The 17,190-nt window shown below is 49.7% G+C and carries 16 protein-coding genes; 4 read left to right on the top strand and 12 right to left on the bottom strand.

Features of this window, described 5'->3' with window-relative positions:
- Positions 1 to 33: 33 nt before the first annotated feature.
- Entirely contained in the window at positions 34 to 633 is a 600-nt protein-coding gene (locus M6D81_RS01025) for a TetR/AcrR family transcriptional regulator (protein ID WP_262674918.1), read from the bottom strand.
- Between the two features lie 140 nt (positions 634 to 773).
- On the opposite strand from M6D81_RS01025, the gene M6D81_RS01020 reads away from it, so the two are divergent.
- Entirely contained in the window at positions 774 to 1,466 is a 693-nt protein-coding gene (locus M6D81_RS01020; protein ID WP_262674917.1) for a DUF1295 domain-containing protein, read from the top strand.
- A 99-nt stretch (positions 1,467 to 1,565) separates the two neighbouring features.
- Here the strand turns inward: M6D81_RS01020 and metE are convergent, their stop codons facing one another.
- Both metE and M6D81_RS01010 read right to left on the bottom strand, forming a co-directional pair.
- Positions 1,566 to 3,854, bottom strand: a complete 2,289-nt coding sequence (metE, locus tag M6D81_RS01015; RefSeq protein WP_262674916.1) for a 5-methyltetrahydropteroyltriglutamate--homocysteine S-methyltransferase — start codon at positions 3,852 to 3,854, stop codon at positions 1,566 to 1,568.
- 113 nt (positions 3,855 to 3,967) lie between these two features.
- A complete protein-coding gene (locus tag M6D81_RS01010; RefSeq protein WP_262674915.1) occupies positions 3,968 to 4,870 on the bottom strand; it encodes a LysR family transcriptional regulator in 903 nt (300 codons plus the stop codon).
- A 240-nt stretch (positions 4,871 to 5,110) separates the two neighbouring features.
- Here M6D81_RS01010 and M6D81_RS01005 point away from each other — a divergent pair, with 240 nt between their 5' ends.
- The gene (locus tag M6D81_RS01005; protein WP_262674914.1) at positions 5,111 to 5,464 is read left to right on the top strand and encodes a four-helix bundle copper-binding protein; all 354 of its coding nucleotides are present in this window, start codon (positions 5,111 to 5,113) and stop codon (positions 5,462 to 5,464) included.
- Between the two features lie 70 nt (positions 5,465 to 5,534).
- Here M6D81_RS01005 and M6D81_RS01000 read toward each other — a convergent pair whose 3' ends face one another.
- The 6 genes from M6D81_RS01000 to M6D81_RS00975 form a co-directional block, all read right to left on the bottom strand.
- Entirely contained in the window at positions 5,535 to 6,836 is a 1,302-nt protein-coding gene (locus M6D81_RS01000; protein WP_262674913.1) for an MFS transporter, read from the bottom strand.
- A 94-nt stretch (positions 6,837 to 6,930) separates the two neighbouring features.
- Positions 6,931 to 7,245, bottom strand: coding sequence for a DMT family transporter (locus M6D81_RS00995; protein WP_262674912.1), 315 nt, complete (start codon positions 7,243 to 7,245; stop codon positions 6,931 to 6,933).
- 1 nt (position 7,246) lies between these two features.
- Positions 7,247 to 7,579 carry a DMT family transporter gene (locus M6D81_RS00990; RefSeq protein ID WP_262674911.1) on the bottom strand — a complete coding sequence of 111 codons (333 nt, stop codon included), beginning with the start codon at positions 7,577 to 7,579 and terminating at the stop codon, positions 7,247 to 7,249.
- Between the two features lie 88 nt (positions 7,580 to 7,667).
- The gene (locus M6D81_RS00985; protein ID WP_262674910.1) at positions 7,668 to 8,252 is read right to left on the bottom strand and encodes a TetR/AcrR family transcriptional regulator; all 585 of its coding nucleotides are present in this window, start codon (positions 8,250 to 8,252) and stop codon (positions 7,668 to 7,670) included.
- Between the two features lie 167 nt (positions 8,253 to 8,419).
- The gene (locus M6D81_RS00980) at positions 8,420 to 9,592 is read right to left on the bottom strand and encodes a bis-aminopropyl spermidine synthase family protein (RefSeq protein ID WP_262674909.1); all 1,173 of its coding nucleotides are present in this window, start codon (positions 9,590 to 9,592) and stop codon (positions 8,420 to 8,422) included.
- A 458-nt stretch (positions 9,593 to 10,050) separates the two neighbouring features.
- Positions 10,051 to 10,977 (bottom strand): F510_1955 family glycosylhydrolase, encoded by a 927-nt coding sequence (locus tag M6D81_RS00975; RefSeq protein WP_262674908.1) that lies wholly within the window; start codon positions 10,975 to 10,977, stop codon positions 10,051 to 10,053.
- Positions 10,978 to 11,125: 148 nt separating this feature from the next.
- Between M6D81_RS00975 and M6D81_RS00970 the strand changes: the two genes are divergently transcribed.
- The gene (locus M6D81_RS00970) at positions 11,126 to 12,745 is read left to right on the top strand and encodes a multicopper oxidase family protein (protein WP_262674907.1); all 1,620 of its coding nucleotides are present in this window, start codon (positions 11,126 to 11,128) and stop codon (positions 12,743 to 12,745) included.
- 16 nt (positions 12,746 to 12,761) lie between these two features.
- Here the strand turns inward: M6D81_RS00970 and M6D81_RS00965 are convergent, their stop codons facing one another.
- The 3 genes from M6D81_RS00965 to M6D81_RS00955 all read right to left on the bottom strand — a co-directional run bounded on the left by M6D81_RS00965 (position 12,762) and on the right by M6D81_RS00955 (position 16,126).
- The gene (locus tag M6D81_RS00965; RefSeq protein ID WP_262674906.1) at positions 12,762 to 13,853 is read right to left on the bottom strand and encodes a sensor histidine kinase; all 1,092 of its coding nucleotides are present in this window, start codon (positions 13,851 to 13,853) and stop codon (positions 12,762 to 12,764) included.
- Complete coding sequence (locus tag M6D81_RS00960; RefSeq protein ID WP_262674905.1) at positions 13,853 to 14,542, bottom strand: response regulator transcription factor; 690 nt, start codon at positions 14,540 to 14,542, stop codon at positions 13,853 to 13,855. The genes M6D81_RS00965 and M6D81_RS00960 overlap by 1 nt, the downstream gene beginning before the upstream one ends.
- A gap of 90 nt (positions 14,543 to 14,632) precedes the next feature.
- A complete protein-coding gene (locus tag M6D81_RS00955) occupies positions 14,633 to 16,126 on the bottom strand; it encodes a hypothetical protein (protein WP_262674904.1) in 1,494 nt (497 codons plus the stop codon).
- Positions 16,127 to 16,319: 193 nt separating this feature from the next.
- On the opposite strand from M6D81_RS00955, the gene M6D81_RS00950 reads away from it, so the two are divergent.
- The gene (locus M6D81_RS00950) at positions 16,320 to 17,156 is read left to right on the top strand and encodes a chemotaxis protein (protein ID WP_262674903.1); all 837 of its coding nucleotides are present in this window, start codon (positions 16,320 to 16,322) and stop codon (positions 17,154 to 17,156) included.
- The last annotated feature ends 34 nt before the right edge of the window (positions 17,157 to 17,190 follow it).

Genomic DNA, 17,190 nt, shown 5'->3' with positions numbered 1-17,190 from the left:
AGGTAATTCCGGTACGATGAATCGATACTGAAATTACCTCTTTTCTATAAAGCCTTCTCCCAATAGACCACTGAAGAAAAACTGGATGAAACGTTCCTCCGAAAGCATCACGCGGTTGGACCGTTCCGTCTCGTAAAATGAGCTCATCGCCTGCTGATACATGCTGAAATAAAAAAGAAGCTCGTCTTGCTTCAAGTCCGCAGCCATATACCCTTCTTCCCCACCGCGATTGATCAGCTTCATCAGAAATGGAATAAATCGCTCCTCCAGAAATCCATACACTCTTTCTTGTATCTCCCCTGCATCCGAAGCCTGCTTCAAACAATCATTAATGACCTTAATAAATTTTGATTCTTCGTTCATTACGGCATACATAAGCTTGGGATAAGGCAATTGCTGCTCCAACAATCCCTCATACTGCTTCAATTGTTCCTCCATCATGACAGATATCGCCTCGTATAGCAGCTCGTCTTTGCTTCCGAAATAATTGTATATCGACACTTGAGATACTCCGGCATCGCTGGCGATCTCTTTAATCGTTGCGGTTTGATAGCTGCCCTGTTGCAGCTTAGCCTGTGCAACCTTTAATATTTGTTGCTTTTTATGCTCCGTTCTTCGCTTGAATCCATCCATGTCCTCACCTCATCTCCACTATAATTTTAAAATATATCCGTGTCAAATTTCAAAAGTTATTGACAAGTCAAATTCACTGCGTCATACTTTAATTATGAAATATGTTTTATATATATTTCAAAACTATTCGGAGGTGCATCATGAAAACATTGTATAGTCAACATAACAGCTATTGGTATCCACGACTCACTCTCATGACGCTGGAATTGATCATTATGGCGATTGCCGCCTGGCTATTGTTTTTTGACGGGCATGAAGTGTTGAATAATTTGTTCCATTGGAAGCTGACAAGCGGAAACCCTGGACGAAATACGTTGCTTTTTATTATGATTGTCATCGTTTTCGTACGTATGAAATTTACAATGTTTTATTTATTGAGAAGGCCGATGCCTTGGCAAGAAGCATTAACAGTACCTGCCGCTTTCTCGCTTTATTACGTCGTCATTCCCGTACTGAGTTTAATGCATGACAAGCCGCTGGGCGGCTGGGATATCGGATTTGCCATCCTTTTCATCATCGGTTCGCTCTTCAATTCACATGCCGAATGGCTTCGTCACGTCTGGAAGCAAGATCCTGCCAACAGGGGCAAGCTGTATACGGGCGGGTACTTCCGCTACTCCATGCATATTAACTATTTCGGCGACGTATTGTGGGTGCTGGCTATGGCGCTAGTCGCCTGGAACGGCTGGGCATTGCTCATTCCGCTATGGCTGTTCTGCTTCTTCGCCTTCTTCAATATCCCCATGCTCGACAAGCATCTGGCACAGAAATACGGCGAGCCCTTCGAGCAATACCGGAAGCGGACGAAGACATTCGTGCCTTTTCTCTATTAATTCACCCCTCGCACAGCAAAAAGAGCGGTTAGTCCAGGCATGTCCAATGCGAATCTGCCGGCATAACCGCTCTTATCAAAAGGGATTTCCCACTACATCTTATACTTCTATCGCAAGCTGCTCTCTTGCCAGTTGCGTTGCCTCCACCATATTGCGAAGCGCCGCCACCGTCTCTTCCCGTCCTCTCGTCTTCAAGCCGCAGTCCGGATTGATCCAGAACAAGCCGGGCTCCAGCACGCGGAGCGCACGATCGATCATATTCGTCATTTCTTCTACGCGCGGAACACGCGGGCTATGGATATCATAGACGCCAAGGCCGATGCCCAGCTTGTAAGTATTTTCTTCAAAGCTGTGAATCAGCTCGCCATGGCTTCGCGAAGTCTCGATGGAGATAACGTCCGCATCCATCGCTTCGATGGAATCGATCATGTCGTGGAATTCGCAATAGCACATATGCGTATGAATTTGCGTCTCTTCTTGCACTGAGCAAGTCGTCATGCGGAACGCCTTCACGGACCATGCCAGATAGTCCGCTTGATCCTTCTCCTTCAGCGGCAAGCCTTCGCGAACAGCCGGTTCATCCACCTGAATCATGCCGATGCCCGCAGCTTCCAGCGCTTCTACTTCTTGACGCAATGCATAGGCCAGCTGATAAGCGATCCCTTCTCGGGAAATATCATCTCGCACGAATGACCAGTTCATGATCGTAATCGGCCCCGTCAACATGCCTTTCACGGGACGCATTGTCTTGGACTGCGCATACTTCGACTCCTCGACCGTCATCGCTTCCGCGAAGGCCACATCACCGTAGATGATCGGCGGCTTCACGCAACGCGAACCGTATGACTGCACCCATCCGAATTGCGTGAACGCGAATCCGTCCAGCTTCTCACCGAAGAATTCCACCATATCGGTCCGTTCAAATTCCCCGTGTACGAGCACATCCAGGCCGATTTCTTCCTGCAGCCCGATCCAGATATCGATCTGCTCACGGATAAATGCTTCATATTGTACGTTGCTCCATTCTCCCTTGCGCCACAGCTGACGTGCCTTCCGCACTTCCGCCGATTGCGGGAAGCTGCCAATCGTCGTCGTTGGAAGCAGCGGCAGCCGCCACTTGTTCCGCTGTGCGATATGCCGCTCCGCGAACGGCTTGCTGCGCTTCGGCTCCTGAGCGCTGACGGCGGCTACAGCCTGCTGAATATCCGTACGATTGCGCGCCGCCGACTGCTGAAGCGCCGCCAGCTCTTGCTCATTGCTGCGAAGCTGCTCCGCAATCGCCGTCTCGCCGGCTTGCAGCGCTCTCGTCAGCAGCACCAGCTCGCTCAGCTTCTCGTCCGCGAATGCAAGCGCACCGCGCAGTTCCGGCTGCAGCTTCTCTTCCTTGCCTACCGTCACCGGCACGTGGAGCAGACTGCAGGAGGATTGTACGACAAGACGGCCCGATGGAACTACCGTAGTCAGCTCGCTAAGCAATTCCAGCTTTTCACGCAGCGAAGCCTTCCATATGCCGCGTCCATCTACGACTCCCGCACCCAGCACCTTATCGATCGGGAAGCCGTATCGCTTCAGCTCCGCCAGATTCCCTTCGCGTCCATGTACGAAGTCAAGCCCAATACCTTGTACAGGCAGCTGTACGATTTCGCTGTACGCTTCAACCGACTCGAAGTAGGTTTGCAGCATAATTTTCAGTCCAGGTGCTTCAGAGGCGAAGACGCTGTATATGTTGTTCAACCGCTCAATATCTGTTCGGCTAACGCTCGTTGCCAGCACCGGCTCATCCACTTGCACCCATGCCGCGCCTTCCTGCTCCAGCTCCTGCAGCACTTGCACATACAGCGGTATCAGCTTTTCGAGCCAGAGATCGAATTCCTCTTCCTTATAACCCTTGGACAGCTTCAGGAATGTAAGCGGCCCAATGATGACCGGCCGTCCTTCGATTCCCAGCTTCTCTTTCGCTTCCCGATAGGCAATCAACGGCTTGTTCTCCGTCAGCGCCGGCGATGCGCCATCCAGTTCAGGCACGATATAATGATAGTTCGTATTGAACCATTTCGTCATCTCGCATGCTGTTGCATCCTTCGTCCCGCGCGCCATGCCGTAATAGAGCGATAGAGGAACTGGGCCACCGGAATAAGCGAAGCGCTTCGGCACAATTCCGAACATGGCGGCCGTATCCAGCACCTGATCGTAATAACTGAAGTCGTTAACCGGTATATAATCAACGCCTTCTTCTTGCTGCTTGCGCCAATGCTTCAGCCGAAGCTCTTGCAATTCAGCCTCGAACGCCTCTTCCTCCAGCTTGCCGGCCCAGAATGCTTCAAGCGCCTTCTTCCATTCCCGATTCTCGCCAATTCGCGGATACCCCAATACACTGCTCTTTGCCATCCTTGCCACACTCCAATACAAATTGTTACAAGAAAGATAGCATGGAATGATAGATATAGGGTAACTGCAATAATCTATATCCAGTTATAGCTAAAATCTATATCAATCACTTTTCATTGCCCTACGGCACGTTTTAACGCTTCCACATATGCTGTTCCCAGTATAGATAACGAAGCATTTCGCTGGGCAATCCAGCCGACGTTTATCGTCTCTTCAATAGCGAGCGGCACAGGGATGATTTCGTTGCCGTTCAGATCGGAGCTGAGCACCCCTGTCGAGATCGTGTAGCCGTTCAATCCGATCAGCAAGTTGAAGAGCGTCGCCCGATCGTTGACGAGAATGCTCTTTTTGCGCGACAGCGTACTCAGTATTTCCTCCGAGAAGTGAAAGGAATTATATTCTCCTTGATCGAAGGACAGATAAGGATAATCCTGCAGCTCCTCAATCGTAACCATCTTCTGCTTGGCCAGCGGATTATTAATGCTGATGAATACGTGGGGTTTCGCCGTAAAAAGGCTTGTAAACTGCAGGTTGGCCGACTTGAGCAGCTTGTTGATCACCTTTCCGTTGAACTCATTCACATACAGGATGCCGATCTCGCTTCGCATCGACTTGACATCCTCGATGATTTCATATGTCTTCGTCTCGCGCAGGCTCATCTCGTATTCCTCGTGGCCATGCTCCTGCACCAGACTGACGAAAGCGTTGACCGCGAACGCATAATGTTGTGTCGACACAGAGAAGTGCTGCGGGGACGGCTTCGCGTTCATGTAGCGTCCCTCCAGCAACTCCGCTTGCTCCACGACCTGTCTGGCGTAACCCAGAAATTCAACGCCTTCCTTTGTCAGCGATATCCCCTTGTTCGTCCTTTCGAATATGGTGACTCCCATCGCCACTTCCAGATCCTTGATAGCGCCGGACAAGCTGGGCTGCGATATGAATAACCGCTTCGCGGCTTCGTTAATGGACCCTCGATTGGCCACTTCGATTACATACTTCAATTGCTGTAAAGTCAACGCATCATTCCCCCTCTCCCTCTTCTATATGACTATACCTGTCCGAACCGTTCAATCTGCTCCCCACTCTTATCTATCAGTATAGCACCACATCGCTGACAGCTTGCAAGTCACCAATCTCTCAAGTCATTTATAAATGATCGGTTAGGCATACACCGTGATCTCCGCGTACACACACACATAGACTATTGCAGCTGATGCATTCACACAGACTACAACAAGTATTGGAGGATGATCCACTTGCCATATCGGGACCCTCAGACAGGAATGCCGCAAATCGTAGGTGTTCTTCATCATTGTACCGTTACCTGCGAGCATATGATCACCCACATATTAATGTCGGGCAATCTGCATGGCAGATCGAATCAGCTCAAGCTGCTCCGTGACTGTGCCGACATATGCGCCAAGACGGCGCGCTTCGTCGCGCGTTCCAGCCCGTTCTCCAAAGCGATGCTCATGATGTGCGCACATGTATGCGAAGCATGCGCTGCGGAATGCATGAAATTCAACGATCCCGCTTCCCGCCATTGCGCACAGACCTGTATGCATTGCGCCAGAGAATGCCGCGCCGCCGCTATGGCCATGTCTGCCTAGCAGCTGCACGGCACATACGAAAGCCCGGAGCATGCTCCGGGCTTTCCATCCTATATCTTCCGGACTCCCATCATCGTTGTACTTCGCTTGTATCGATCGTCTCGCCCTTCAGCTTTACGAAGAACGTTAGCGTGTACGATATGGCGAGCAAGACGAACGGTACGCCGGAGATAAGCACCCGGAACGTCAGCTCCGGATTATCGCCGGGTTCGTCTCCGCTCTTATAGCCTAACAGGGCGCCGACGATTAGGAATGCAAGTGCGGCGATCAACCCGCTGGAACGGATGATGAATCCGCTTACTGCCGTGTAGACGCCTTCCCGTCTGTGTCCGGTCGCGGCATAGTCCAGATCGATAATGAGACTGTTCACGACCGGAGGCGTAACTAGGAAGCCCGCCAGTCCGAAGCCGACGATCACCCCGGCTGTAATTCCGCTCGCCAAGCTGCTGCCGAACCAGAGCGGAATGACAGACAGGGCATAAGCCAATATCGACAGCTGCCACGCTTTCACCGGTTTCATCCGTTTTATTATCCAGTACCATACTCCAACAAGCGGGATAACCGAGACGAATATAGAGGCCAGCAGCACAGTTACCAATCCTTCATCCACCTTCAGCACGTATTTCGCATAGAAGGGTATCATGGAGCTGAGCAAGCCGTTGACCGTCTGGGCGAATGAATTGGAAATATTGAATATCCAGAACGGCTTATTCGACAAAGTGGCGGTGAATGCTTCCTTCATACCGATACGAGGCGTCTGGCGCGCTTCTTCGGACTCCTCAGTGAAGCGTAGGAACAGCAGCATGAAGACGACGAATACCGCTCCAAGTACGAGTGCCATGGCTCCGAAGCCCAGATTCGTGTACAGCATTGGGGCGGCCACCGAAGCAATTAGAATGGCAACAATTTGATAGCCTTGCTGAATGGCGGATGCCTTCTTGCGCACTTTATCCTGTCGGTACAGCTCCGGGAACAATGCCCCATAGTTGACCCAGATGATGGTCATGACCGCCTCTAACAAGATGAGAGCAACCAGAAACCATAGAAATAGCATCGTCTCCGATAATCCGTTCGGTACAGCAAACAACATAAAATAAGTAAGCACGAATAGCGGAACCGAAATATAAAGCCATGGTTTTCTTCTACCGAATCTCGTATTGGTGCGATCCGAATAATAGCCCGCCAACGGCTGGTTGACCGCATCCCAGATCAGATACACCGTTCTCGCTGCCGTGAAGAGCACTATTGATAATCCTAACTTCTCCGTGTAGAAAAACGTGTAAAATGTGCTGAATGCCTGCACCGGAATCATCATTGCCAGCATCCCGAATGCGTACATCCACGGTGAATTGACTGCCTTGCCTCTTTCCATCCCTATTCCCCCGCCATATGAATTGTAAGACTCTTCCTCAAGCATACTGGGAATAGATAACAGTTTCAATCATTAATTCTCGATTAGCCTCACATTAGCTTAATAGCTTCAGTCCGACCGCTCCGAACAGAATGCAGCTTAAAAATAGCAATCTGCGCCAATCGGCGGATTCCTTGAACAGGACGATCCCGATCAGGGCGCTACCCGCCGTTCCGATCCCCGTCCAGATCGCGTAAGCCGTTCCCATGGGCAGATCCTTCATCGCCAACGACAAGAAGTAGAAGCTGACCGCAAAATTGGCTATCAATAGTAGTCTGGGGCCCCAGGTTTTTTTTTCTGTTGCGAGCTTCATAAAGATAACGCCGGCCACTTCGCAAATGCCTGCGATAATGAGAAATGTCCACGCCATGTTATGCGGCCTCCTTCTCTGTCTTCTCGCCTGAAATTCGCTTAAGCCCGATTACACCGACAAAGATTAGCCCGATTAAAGCAATTTTCACAATCGAGAACGGTTCACCGAAAAACAATATTTCCGACAAGACGATCCCGCCTGCTCCCAGTCCGGTAAAGACAGCGTATACGGTGCCGACGGGCAATGACTTAAAAGCTTTAAATAAAAGAAAAAAACTAATGACAATTGCTGCGGCAACCGCTGCCCACTCCAAGAGGCTGGACGCTTTCTTCAATCCGATTACCCAAAATACTTCAATAATGCCTGCTAATATGACATAAACCCAAGCCATCCTTCCGCACCCTTCCTACCAGTCGTTAGTTTGATTGTATAAAAAAACGTCCTGCCATGGAGCAGTCCGTCGGCATGAAGGTATAATGCTACCTGCTCTGCTCAGAAACACCATGCCAGTATACCTTCCACGAAGCGGCAAGCCGCCTCTCGAACCGTTCGAAGCCTTCGAACAATAGCTCGACCATCAATCCGTCGAATAGACACATGTATGCATCTAACGCATCCCTTGGTTCAATTTCCCGCAAGACGCCTTGATCGCTTGCTTTCTGGAAAAATGGACGAAGAACGACTCTTATATTCTCTATGTGCTGATTGGCTCTCCGGACAATTTGGTCCCGGAATGCGGCCGGCGGAAAATAGGAGGACCGTATACAAAACATGGCTTCTTCATTTTCCTGGAACCGGTTCGCATATCCCGTCAGCAATTGATGCAACATATCCTTGAATGAAGTTGACTCGCTTGCATGTGCATGACTCCGGAAATACTCAATGTCCTTTCCGAGCGCCTCTTCCAAGCAGATAAAAAATAGTTCTTCCTTGCCCTTAAAGTGTGCGTATATCGACGGTTTCTTAATCCCGACTTCTTGAGAAATATTTTCCAGTGACGCTCCTTCATAGCCGAATCTCGCAAAATGAGACAATGCGATAGCTTTAATTCGATTAGCTGTCATATTCTCCCCTCCCCTCTACCTACCGTTCGTTAGTCAAATATTATTCGATAAGATTATGGATGTCAAGCGTTTTTTGGCATATATTATGATAAATACAAGGATGAGACTTGAGGCATGCTCTACTTCATACTAGAAATAGAACACGCCCGTTTTACAGTTTTTACACCTTACTTCGCCGATAATTGTTCTCGCTTAACCAAAACAAATGTATCACAGCTGCAAGTGGGACAGCCTTCATTTTTCAATTGTTCGATCGTCTCGATCTCTTCGCGTAATCCCACTTTCACTTGCTGCGAGCAGTGCTTGCATTGGTAAGTGCGCAGTGTCTGCCTAACTTCCCCCGTATACAGGGCATCCTGGAATGCCTCGCGATACTCCGGAACCGTCTGATCCGTCGTGCGAAGAATGAACAGTTGACTGCGATTGGCAATCATTTCAGCTCCTTCATAAGCATTGAAGCGAGGGAAATTGGCATGAACGGTCAGCCCCATGCGAAGAAATTCCCGTTGCACGGCCAGCATGAACGGAGGCGCCTTATGGGCGAATGACAGAAATATAGGCAATCCTCTCTCGCACTTAAGCGCCGTAATACCTCTGGAGAGAAACAAGCTCATCCCTTGCAGCGTGTATGGCGGGTCCGTGAAGATGCAATCGAATTGCCCCATAAGCGCATGAGGCAGAGGGTGCCGCAAATCCTTGCGATGGCATGCGATCGGAAATTCGCTCTTCTCAGCAAGATTGGCAATGAAGTGCAAAAACCGCTCGTCGATGTCTACAACATCCACTTTGGTTGCGGTATGCTTTCGGTTCGGAAACAAGCGCTGGAGCAAAAGTCCGATGGATACGCTAACCAGATCATCATCTCCGACGCATAAAATGCGCTTGCCAATCAAGGCGTGCTGCCTCAGACATAAAATGGCCCGCCTCAGGCTGGTCTCCGGTGTACATTGGGATTGGTCAATCGTTACATCGACTTGAGGACGATTATGGAATAGGATGTCCAACTCGTCCGCCAGCTCCCGGATAATGGCTTCCGCTCGTCGTTCACTGAGCAACGCCGCATGAACTTCTATGTCCAGACCATCGAATCCCCATTCCCGCTCTATCCAGCTGATGCATTCAATCGTACACTTTACGCCACGGTCTTGCACGAGAGCTCCCGCTTTCATCAGCTCCCGCTTGATGGCAGCTGTAACCGGAATAGGCAGCAGCAGCTTTCTCGCCAGTTCCTTAGTTGATATGCCGGGACTCAGATAGCATTCAATCAGCAATTGTTCGATCGCCCCCGTCCCTTCCTGCAGATTCATATGCCGACTCGCCACAGTAATATATGAACTCATCGTAAGCCTCCCTCTCAAATTTTCATCTTTCCGACAACGCAAAAAAGGCAGAGATGAACATACGTCATCCCTGCCCCATAGCAGAGCTTGGCATATTGCGCCAGAAAAATAAAAAATCCGCGCTGAACACAGCACGGATAAAGGCGCAATAAACAAGCATCACCTTAGGATTGATGTTATCCGTTGTTCTTAACTAATTCCAAAGCATCCGAAAGCCCGTCAAAAAATAAACCATGCATTTTCAGCTACTGGCTTGGCCTGTGATTCGAAAGCTTCAATATGGAATTTGATTAGTTAAGAACGACCCCAGACATCAACATCTCTCCTTGGTTGAAATTGGATATATCTTATCAAATTTCACCCTGTTTTGTCAATCCAAAACGTTATTTTACACACCTTAAGTCTTCTTACCAACCAAGATGTAGCCTTATCGGCAGCTTCTATTACAAGGTTTTCTTTTATTCTAACTTGCCCACACTATCTCCTTCATCAGCAATTAGCTCCCAATTCTCTCCACCGTCTCCGGTACGAAAAATATTGTTGCGTTCAGACGTTATCGCAATATTATTCCGATTCTGCGGGTTCCGGGCGATATAGAGGATCGATTCATCGGATGCAAGGGGCGGGGTCTTAACAGACACAATCTCCCCTTGATTCAGCAAGTACAGCCCATCGCTTCCTATCCACAGCTCTCCATCTATGCCATAGGCAAGAGCGGTTGCACCTGGCCTATTATCCAGTCTCGTGAATGAATCGCCATAGTCTGACGATACATATATGCCTTTATTTGTACTTATCGCGACTTGTTCTTCCAGACTCGGATGAGCGGTCATCGCTAGCAAATTCCCTTCGATTCCTTCCAATCGGCTGAACCTCCATGTCCTGGCGTCGTCAGTGGACACATAGAGCCCCGCACTTTCCATTCGATCGTTGGCCTTCGGGTTATACGCATAGACGGCATGAGATTCGTATCCGACGGCCAGGCCATGAAAGTCTTCTACGCCGTGCAGATCCAGAATGCCCAACGATTTCCCATCATCCGTGCTTCTTACAATTCCCAATGGATTGGCCAATGCGGATGTTAAGGAGGGATGACCGCTGCTGTAGAACCCGTCATCAACGACATTGAAGCCCATATAATCATGTCTGTCTCCTTCGCCGGATCGCCACTCCCCAGCCGTATACACCTTAATGCCATCATGCGCCGCAAGCATCAGCTCAGTTCCATCGCTTTTATATCCCATACCATGAATATGCGTGATGAATATCTGCTCCTGTTTTTCTTCAGTTTCGTTGGTTATCAAGGCATAGATTCCGATCGATAGTCCAATAACTAGAGCTCCTCCCCACCATAATGCCCCGGACAGCTTTCTCTTCTTTTTCATCGCTTGCTTCCCTCTTTCCCCTGATTAGGTATATCCCGATCCATATTACACCAAGCTTATGTAGATAATATGTAGCTTCGCCTCTACACCGTATCTTCACAATTAAGCGATACGATGGGAATGACGAAAAGATATTGGAGGGAATCCGATGAACAATAATAAAATGAAACTAGCCGCTGCCGTAACCGCCTTCTCCATTGTACTGTCAGCTTGTACCAATAGCGCAATCGAAGATGTGCCCGCACAGTCTGAAGCTGAGAGCTCAAGCGGCGGCAATTCCACTGCTGAATCAGAGAAGCAAAAGTTGCAGGATTCCAGCATCCGCAACTTCGCATTAACCGCAGCCCCGTCTCGACTGGATACGGGTCACGGCGACGTCTTGGACGTATGGAGCTATAACGGTACGGTTCCGGGACCTCCTATCGAAGTTGTCAAGGGAGAGACGGTCAACATCACTTTGCAAAACCGGCTGGAGGTACCCACATCTCTTCACTGGCACGGCGTTCCCGTTCCCAACGACATGGACGGTATTCCGGGCGTAACTCAAAATGCCGTTCAGCCGGGGGAATCATTCACCTATGAATTCGTTGCGGATACGCCAGGTACATATTGGTACCATTCCCATCAGGATAGTGTCAATCAGCTTGATCTGGGACTTTACGGCACGTTCGTAGTAAAAGATCCCGCTGAGCAGTACGACAGAGATTATACCATTGTGCTGGACGAATGGATGAGCTCGGGAACGATGGCACTGATGGATATGGCCATGTCCGGCGTCTCGGAAATGCTAGATGATATGCCGGGAATGAATCATGACAACGGGCATATGAACCACCAGCAGGATAATGACAAAATGATGGACAATAACATGCATGGAGAACACGACATGCAGGAACATGATATGAGCATGTACGATTTATATACGATGAACGGTAAGTCGGGATACGACATCGAGCCTCTTCGTGTCAAGGAAGGCGATACTGTACGTCTCCGCTTGATCAATGCGGGATATCTCTCTCACAGCCTTCATCTGCATGGCCACGACTTCAAGCTGATCACGACAGACGGGCAGCCGCTGAATAATCCGGCAATCGTAAGCGATCAACTCATTCATATAGCTCCGGGAGAGCGTTATGATATCGTCTTCGAAGCGGATAATCCCGGGGAGTGGTACCTGGAGGAGCATGGCCCGGAGGAACGGATGGCAAATATGAGATTGAAGATGATTTATGAGAATGTCTCCGGAAGTCAAGATAAGAGCAACTGGAATGATGAGCTTCCCGTGCTTGATCTGACCAAGTATGGCGAAGCCTCCGACATGCGCTTCAGCTTGGATCAATCCTATGACGTGGCCTATACGATGGATCTCGGCACCATGACACAGGAGGACGGCACGACCTACACCATTAATGACAAAGTATTTCCGGATACCGCGCCTCTATCGGTAAAGGAAGGAGATCAGGTGCTGGTGACCCTTCGGAATACCTCAGCCAAGGACGATCATCCGATGCATTTGCACGGCCACTTCTTTCAAGTGTTAAGCAAAAACGGGAAAGCGATAGAAGGCTCCCCGATTATGAAGGATACGATTAACCTGAAGCCGGGAGAGGAGCTTGTCGTCGCCTTTGAGGCCGACAATCCCGGCAACTGGATGTTCCATTGCCACGATCTTCATCACGCATCTGCCGGCATGGTCACCAAGGTGCAGTATTCGGACTTTAAGAGCACCTTTGTGAACGACCCGGCAGCCGGCAACAAACCAGAGTAAGTTAGAAGAGGCGCTCCTAATCGGGAGCGCCTTCTCTGTTGATAGGCAGCAGTACATGCAACTGGGTGACATTGCCGCTCTCCGCCCACACTTGACCGTCATGATTCTCTACAATGGATTTTGTAATGGCCAGTCCCAGTCCTCCCCCGCCTTTCTTGCGGTTTCGCGATTTGTCCACACGATAGAATCGTTCAAATATATGAGGCAAATCTTCGCTTGGAATGCCTATTCCGTTGTCAGAGACCGTAATCCGCACATCATGGCCCTGCAGACTTCCTTCGATTGTCACTTTGCCGCCTGCGGGCGTAAATTTCAACGCATTGTGGAGCAAGTTCGTCCATACTTGCGCAAGCCGATTTTCATCGGCGACAATCGTAATGGCCGGTATATCCCCTTCCTCAAGCGTGACCCCCTTTTCGCTGAATGAGGGTTGCAGGAAATGAACGATTGGGCTTATGGATTCCGACAATAATAGCTCCTTCCGCATCAGTACGGTTTCGCTGGACGAATGGCGATGCAGCTCTTCCAGCTGCTGCACCAATCCGATCAGACGATCAATCTCTTCTCTGCTGGAAGCGATCCTCTCGGCAGTAGGCTCCCAGACGCCATCTTGAATCGCCGCGAACTGGCTGTTCAACGTCGTTAGCGGTGTCCGAAGCTCATGGGCGATATTCTCCGACATGCTTACCCGGAGCCGTTCCTGCTGCTGAAGCTGTTCGGCAAGATGATTAATGGATGCCGCCAGCTCATCGATTTCCCCCTTGGGCACGCCTATCAGGGGCATTCGCACATGATGCTTGCCGCGAGCCATCACAAGCGCTATATTCTTCATGCGGACGAGCGGGCTGGATATTTTTTTTGCGATATATACGCTTAGAATGATGGACACGAGCAAGGCCCCGCCGATCGTCAATCCGATGGATTGCATAATGGCTTGCTCCAGGTGAGCATATAATAGCTCTGAGGCATGATGACCGCCGGTTTCGCGCCCATACATTTGAAAGTGATAATGCGTCAATTGAATGATAGCAATAGAAGCAATGACAAGCACCGCGCCGATAAAAGCAATTAACAGAGCGCTGATTCGAAAAGTTAACGATCGTTTCATCAGCTTCTGCTCCGGAATCGGTAGCCTGTGCCGAATACCGTCATAATGAGCTTCGGATTTCTGGGATCTTCTTCAATCTTGTGACGCAGGTTCTTCACATGCTGGTCGATCGTTCGCAGATCGCCTTCAAAGTCCAGCCCCATAATCAAATCGATCAGCTCCTCGCGCGAAAAGGAACGACCGGGATTGCGCGCCATGACGACAAGCAGCTTGTATTCATACGGCGTCAATCCGATCGCTTGCCCATGCACATACACCTTCTTGGATCGGCTGTCGATCGTTAATCTCCCGTTATCATAGGACAAGCGGTCGGCGAGAAGCTCGCTTGCATCCGTCCTGCGCAGCACCGAACGGACTCTGGCAAGCAGCTCATGCGGATCGAACGGCTTTACAATATAATCGTCCGCACCTGCTGACAGCCCCCGTATCCGACTGTCGATCGAAGCTTTCGCGGTCAACATGATGACCGGCGCAGGATTCACTGCTCTGATTCGCCCGCACAAGCTCTCGCCGGGCTCATCAGGCAGCATTAAGTCCAGCAAAATCAGATCATAGGATTCCGATGCCAGCTTATGCATGGCTGCTGCGGCGTCACCGGCTTCATCAGTCGTATAACCCGCTTTGTTCAAATAGGCGCAGATTACTTCTCTAATCTTGTCTTCGTCTTCTACTACCAATAGCTTGCTCATCGACTTCACCCTTCCTTGGCACCTTCATCATACCCCCTAGGAGTATTCAGGTCAAGGAACTCCATTATCTCAAAAACAGCAGTCGATGAGCTAGTCAGACTCTTTACTCAAGCTGTAAATCCACGTGCTGAGCTGCATAACGCCGTCAGGATCGTCCACACTCAGAATGATAAGCAACGCATCGTTTCGCAGCCATGATACAGTTGTTACATTTGCTGAAGAAGGGACGTTTTCCGGGAAGGTACGAATATCGATTATCTCATTCGTGTCCAGATCGACAACTTTCACTTCACGCTTGGAGCTCTTATCGTCCGGAGCATACAGAATGGAAAAATACTTATGATCGGGGCTGAATCCTTCCGGACCTTGCTGACGATACCCGCCTTCCAATGGTATAGACGTTATCTCTTGCGATTGGCCAACTTCGTTTAACTTGGCAATATGGAACGTCACACCGTTGCCCTCATGCGTTGCGTAAGCTATATGTCCGTCACGTGTATCATACAATTGCTTGGCATCGCCTTCCAGCTTGACGTCGAACTCTTCTCCATCCATCGTAACAATGACCGTAGTCAAGCGGGAACCGTCTATCACTTTCGTACAGATCATGCTGCCCGCTGCCGTCCATCCTTTGATCATGTAATCTGCGCCTGGCGTATACTCGATCAGCTCTTCTGTGCCCGATTCGATATCGTACGCGAACAGTGCCATTCCATTGGTGTCGTTAGGATTATGCTTGTTCGAATGATAGATCAGCTTTGTGTAATCCTGATTCCATATAATCCCGGCATTCCAGACTAATCCACTGTGAGGAGATTGCTTCAAGGACAGCTCATTCAATTGCTCATAAGTTTTTCCATTATAAGTATCGGATGATAGTCGCCTAAGCTGTTTATCGTCGGAATTAATGGTATATAACGCATTGTCCACAGCCAGATAGGATTGCATCCCGTCAGGAGAAATGATGAATTCGCCAGGGAGTTGATTCGGATTTTGAGGAATAATCATTAATCCCCCGTCAATCTCTATCTCCTGCAGCTTGATGACTGCATCTCTGTTCCCCGTCGCAACTGTTCTTTCGAAGCGGCGACCTATCAGGGGATTGCCAATTGATGTTCCTTCCGTTGTTCGGATTGCGATTGTAGCCTCCACCATCTTATTTTGCAGCTCCACCCAATTGTCTTGCAGATAGCGTCCATCCGGCAGTACATTGTCCACCATACTGGCGTTTGGGTCAGCTTTGATCTTCTCGATTTCTTCCTTCGACATCGGCGCAGCCGAATCGTCTACCAGCGCTTCCAGCGCAGCTGCATAATCCCGATCTTGCGGTTCATTTACTAGCAGCGGCATTGCCATATACGGCCAATGTATTTGGAGATGCTCTTCACTTGCAAAGATCCAGCGCTCGTTCCCCGCTGTTTGTTCGTTCCCCATGGCTGAAACGGAGTCTTCTACCGATTCGGTTTCAGCAACTGTTTCAACCTTTTCTTCAGGATCGGAAGAACCGCTGGTAGTCATGGAGCATGCTCCTAACAGGACGATCATCAGCATCAGGATGAAATTAACGATGCATTCTCGATTCATTATTTCCAGCTCCCTTACAACTTTGATTTCAAAGTGTGGCGCATGCTTTAATCGTGCACATTCCTTACAACATTTGACCGCAAATACTTGGAAAAAGTTGCATATACACCTGCATATAATGGTTATACAAGTTCATTTCTCCTCCAATATATCGGTTGAAAGCAATGAAATCGCTTGAAGGGACGGTGTGAGCATGAACCGGAAGATAGGGATCGTCATTCTTCATGGATTAGGCAGGCAAAAGGAGGATTACGCTGCATCGTTCGTGGCTTTGCTGCAAGAGAAGTATTGGAAGGCTTCTGGACGTAAGTCTTCTGATCTAGTCATTGAGCCTGTCTATTGGGCGGATATATTCGAGGAACGCGAGCAGCAGTTGTACGAACGGCTGGTCATAGCCAACAAGCTGCGCTATAGAGAGCTTCGCCGATTCGTCATCCACTACTTGGCCGATGCCGTCGCTTATCAGCCCGTTGATTCGAAGGAACAAAACTACGAGGCGGTCCACCGGACGATCAGCGAGGCGCTGAATCGGCTATCGCAACGAGCAGGTACGACGGCCCCCCTCTATGTGATAGCCCACAGCCTAGGGGCGGTTATTGCCAGCAATTACTTCTACGATCTGCAGCGGACAGCGAGAAGAGATGCGGTGATGATAGATCGCGATTCAGCGCTGGAAAGAGGGGAGACACTGACGCGCTTCCTAAGCCTCGGCACGACGCTGCCCTTATGGAGCTTGCGCTACCGGGATTTCAATCAGCCGATCGTCGTCCCTTCCCCTCTGCTCCATCGCCATCACCCCGGTATACAGGGCGGCTGGATCAACTATTACGACAAGGACGATATACTCGCTTATCCGTTAAGAGACATCGACCCCATGTATGCCCGAGCTGTAAAGAAGGATGTGCAGGTATCCGTCGGCAATTGGCTGACAAGCTGGAATCCCTTCTGTCATAGCGGTTACTATAAGAGCAAACCCTTAGCCGAAGCCATTGCAAGGATGATGGTTGACACGTGGAAGAGCATGTCATAATTCATTCTGGATGCACCTGCCCCATCACTTGTCG

It is taken from the genome of Paenibacillus sp. J5C2022 (assembly GCF_025567625.1).
Lineage (GTDB): Bacteria > Bacillota > Bacilli > Paenibacillales > Paenibacillaceae > Pristimantibacillus.
This window is presented reverse-complemented; position numbering and strand designations above follow the sequence as displayed.

Bases quoted from the DNA above. Each gene is read 5' to 3' on its own strand.
- M6D81_RS00980 (WP_262674909.1), bottom strand. From the start codon at position 9,592: ATGAGTTCATATATTACTGTGGCGAGTCGGCATATGAATCTGCAGGAA.
- M6D81_RS00970 (WP_262674907.1), top strand. From the start codon at position 11,126: ATGAACAATAATAAAATGAAACTAGCCGCTGCCGTAACCGCCTTCTCC.
- M6D81_RS00985 (WP_262674910.1), bottom strand. From the start codon at position 8,252: ATGACAGCTAATCGAATTAAAGCTATCGCATTGTCTCATTTTGCGAGA.
- M6D81_RS00990 (WP_262674911.1), bottom strand. From the start codon at position 7,579: ATGGCTTGGGTTTATGTCATATTAGCAGGCATTATTGAAGTATTTTGG.
- M6D81_RS01025 (WP_262674918.1), bottom strand. From the start codon at position 633: ATGGATGGATTCAAGCGAAGAACGGAGCATAAAAAGCAACAAATATTA.
- M6D81_RS00955 (WP_262674904.1), bottom strand. From the start codon at position 16,126: ATGAATCGAGAATGCATCGTTAATTTCATCCTGATGCTGATGATCGTC.
- metE (WP_262674916.1), bottom strand. From the start codon at position 3,854: ATGGCAAAGAGCAGTGTATTGGGGTATCCGCGAATTGGCGAGAATCGG.
- M6D81_RS00965 (WP_262674906.1), bottom strand. From the start codon at position 13,853: ATGAAACGATCGTTAACTTTTCGAATCAGCGCTCTGTTAATTGCTTTT.
- M6D81_RS00960 (WP_262674905.1), bottom strand. From the start codon at position 14,542: ATGAGCAAGCTATTGGTAGTAGAAGACGAAGACAAGATTAGAGAAGTA.
- M6D81_RS01000 (WP_262674913.1), bottom strand. From the start codon at position 6,836: ATGGAAAGAGGCAAGGCAGTCAATTCACCGTGGATGTACGCATTCGGG.
- M6D81_RS00975 (WP_262674908.1), bottom strand. From the start codon at position 10,977: ATGAAAAAGAAGAGAAAGCTGTCCGGGGCATTATGGTGGGGAGGAGCT.
- M6D81_RS00950 (WP_262674903.1), top strand. From the start codon at position 16,320: ATGAACCGGAAGATAGGGATCGTCATTCTTCATGGATTAGGCAGGCAA.
- M6D81_RS00995 (WP_262674912.1), bottom strand. From the start codon at position 7,245: ATGGCGTGGACATTTCTCATTATCGCAGGCATTTGCGAAGTGGCCGGC.
- M6D81_RS01020 (WP_262674917.1), top strand. From the start codon at position 774: ATGAAAACATTGTATAGTCAACATAACAGCTATTGGTATCCACGACTC.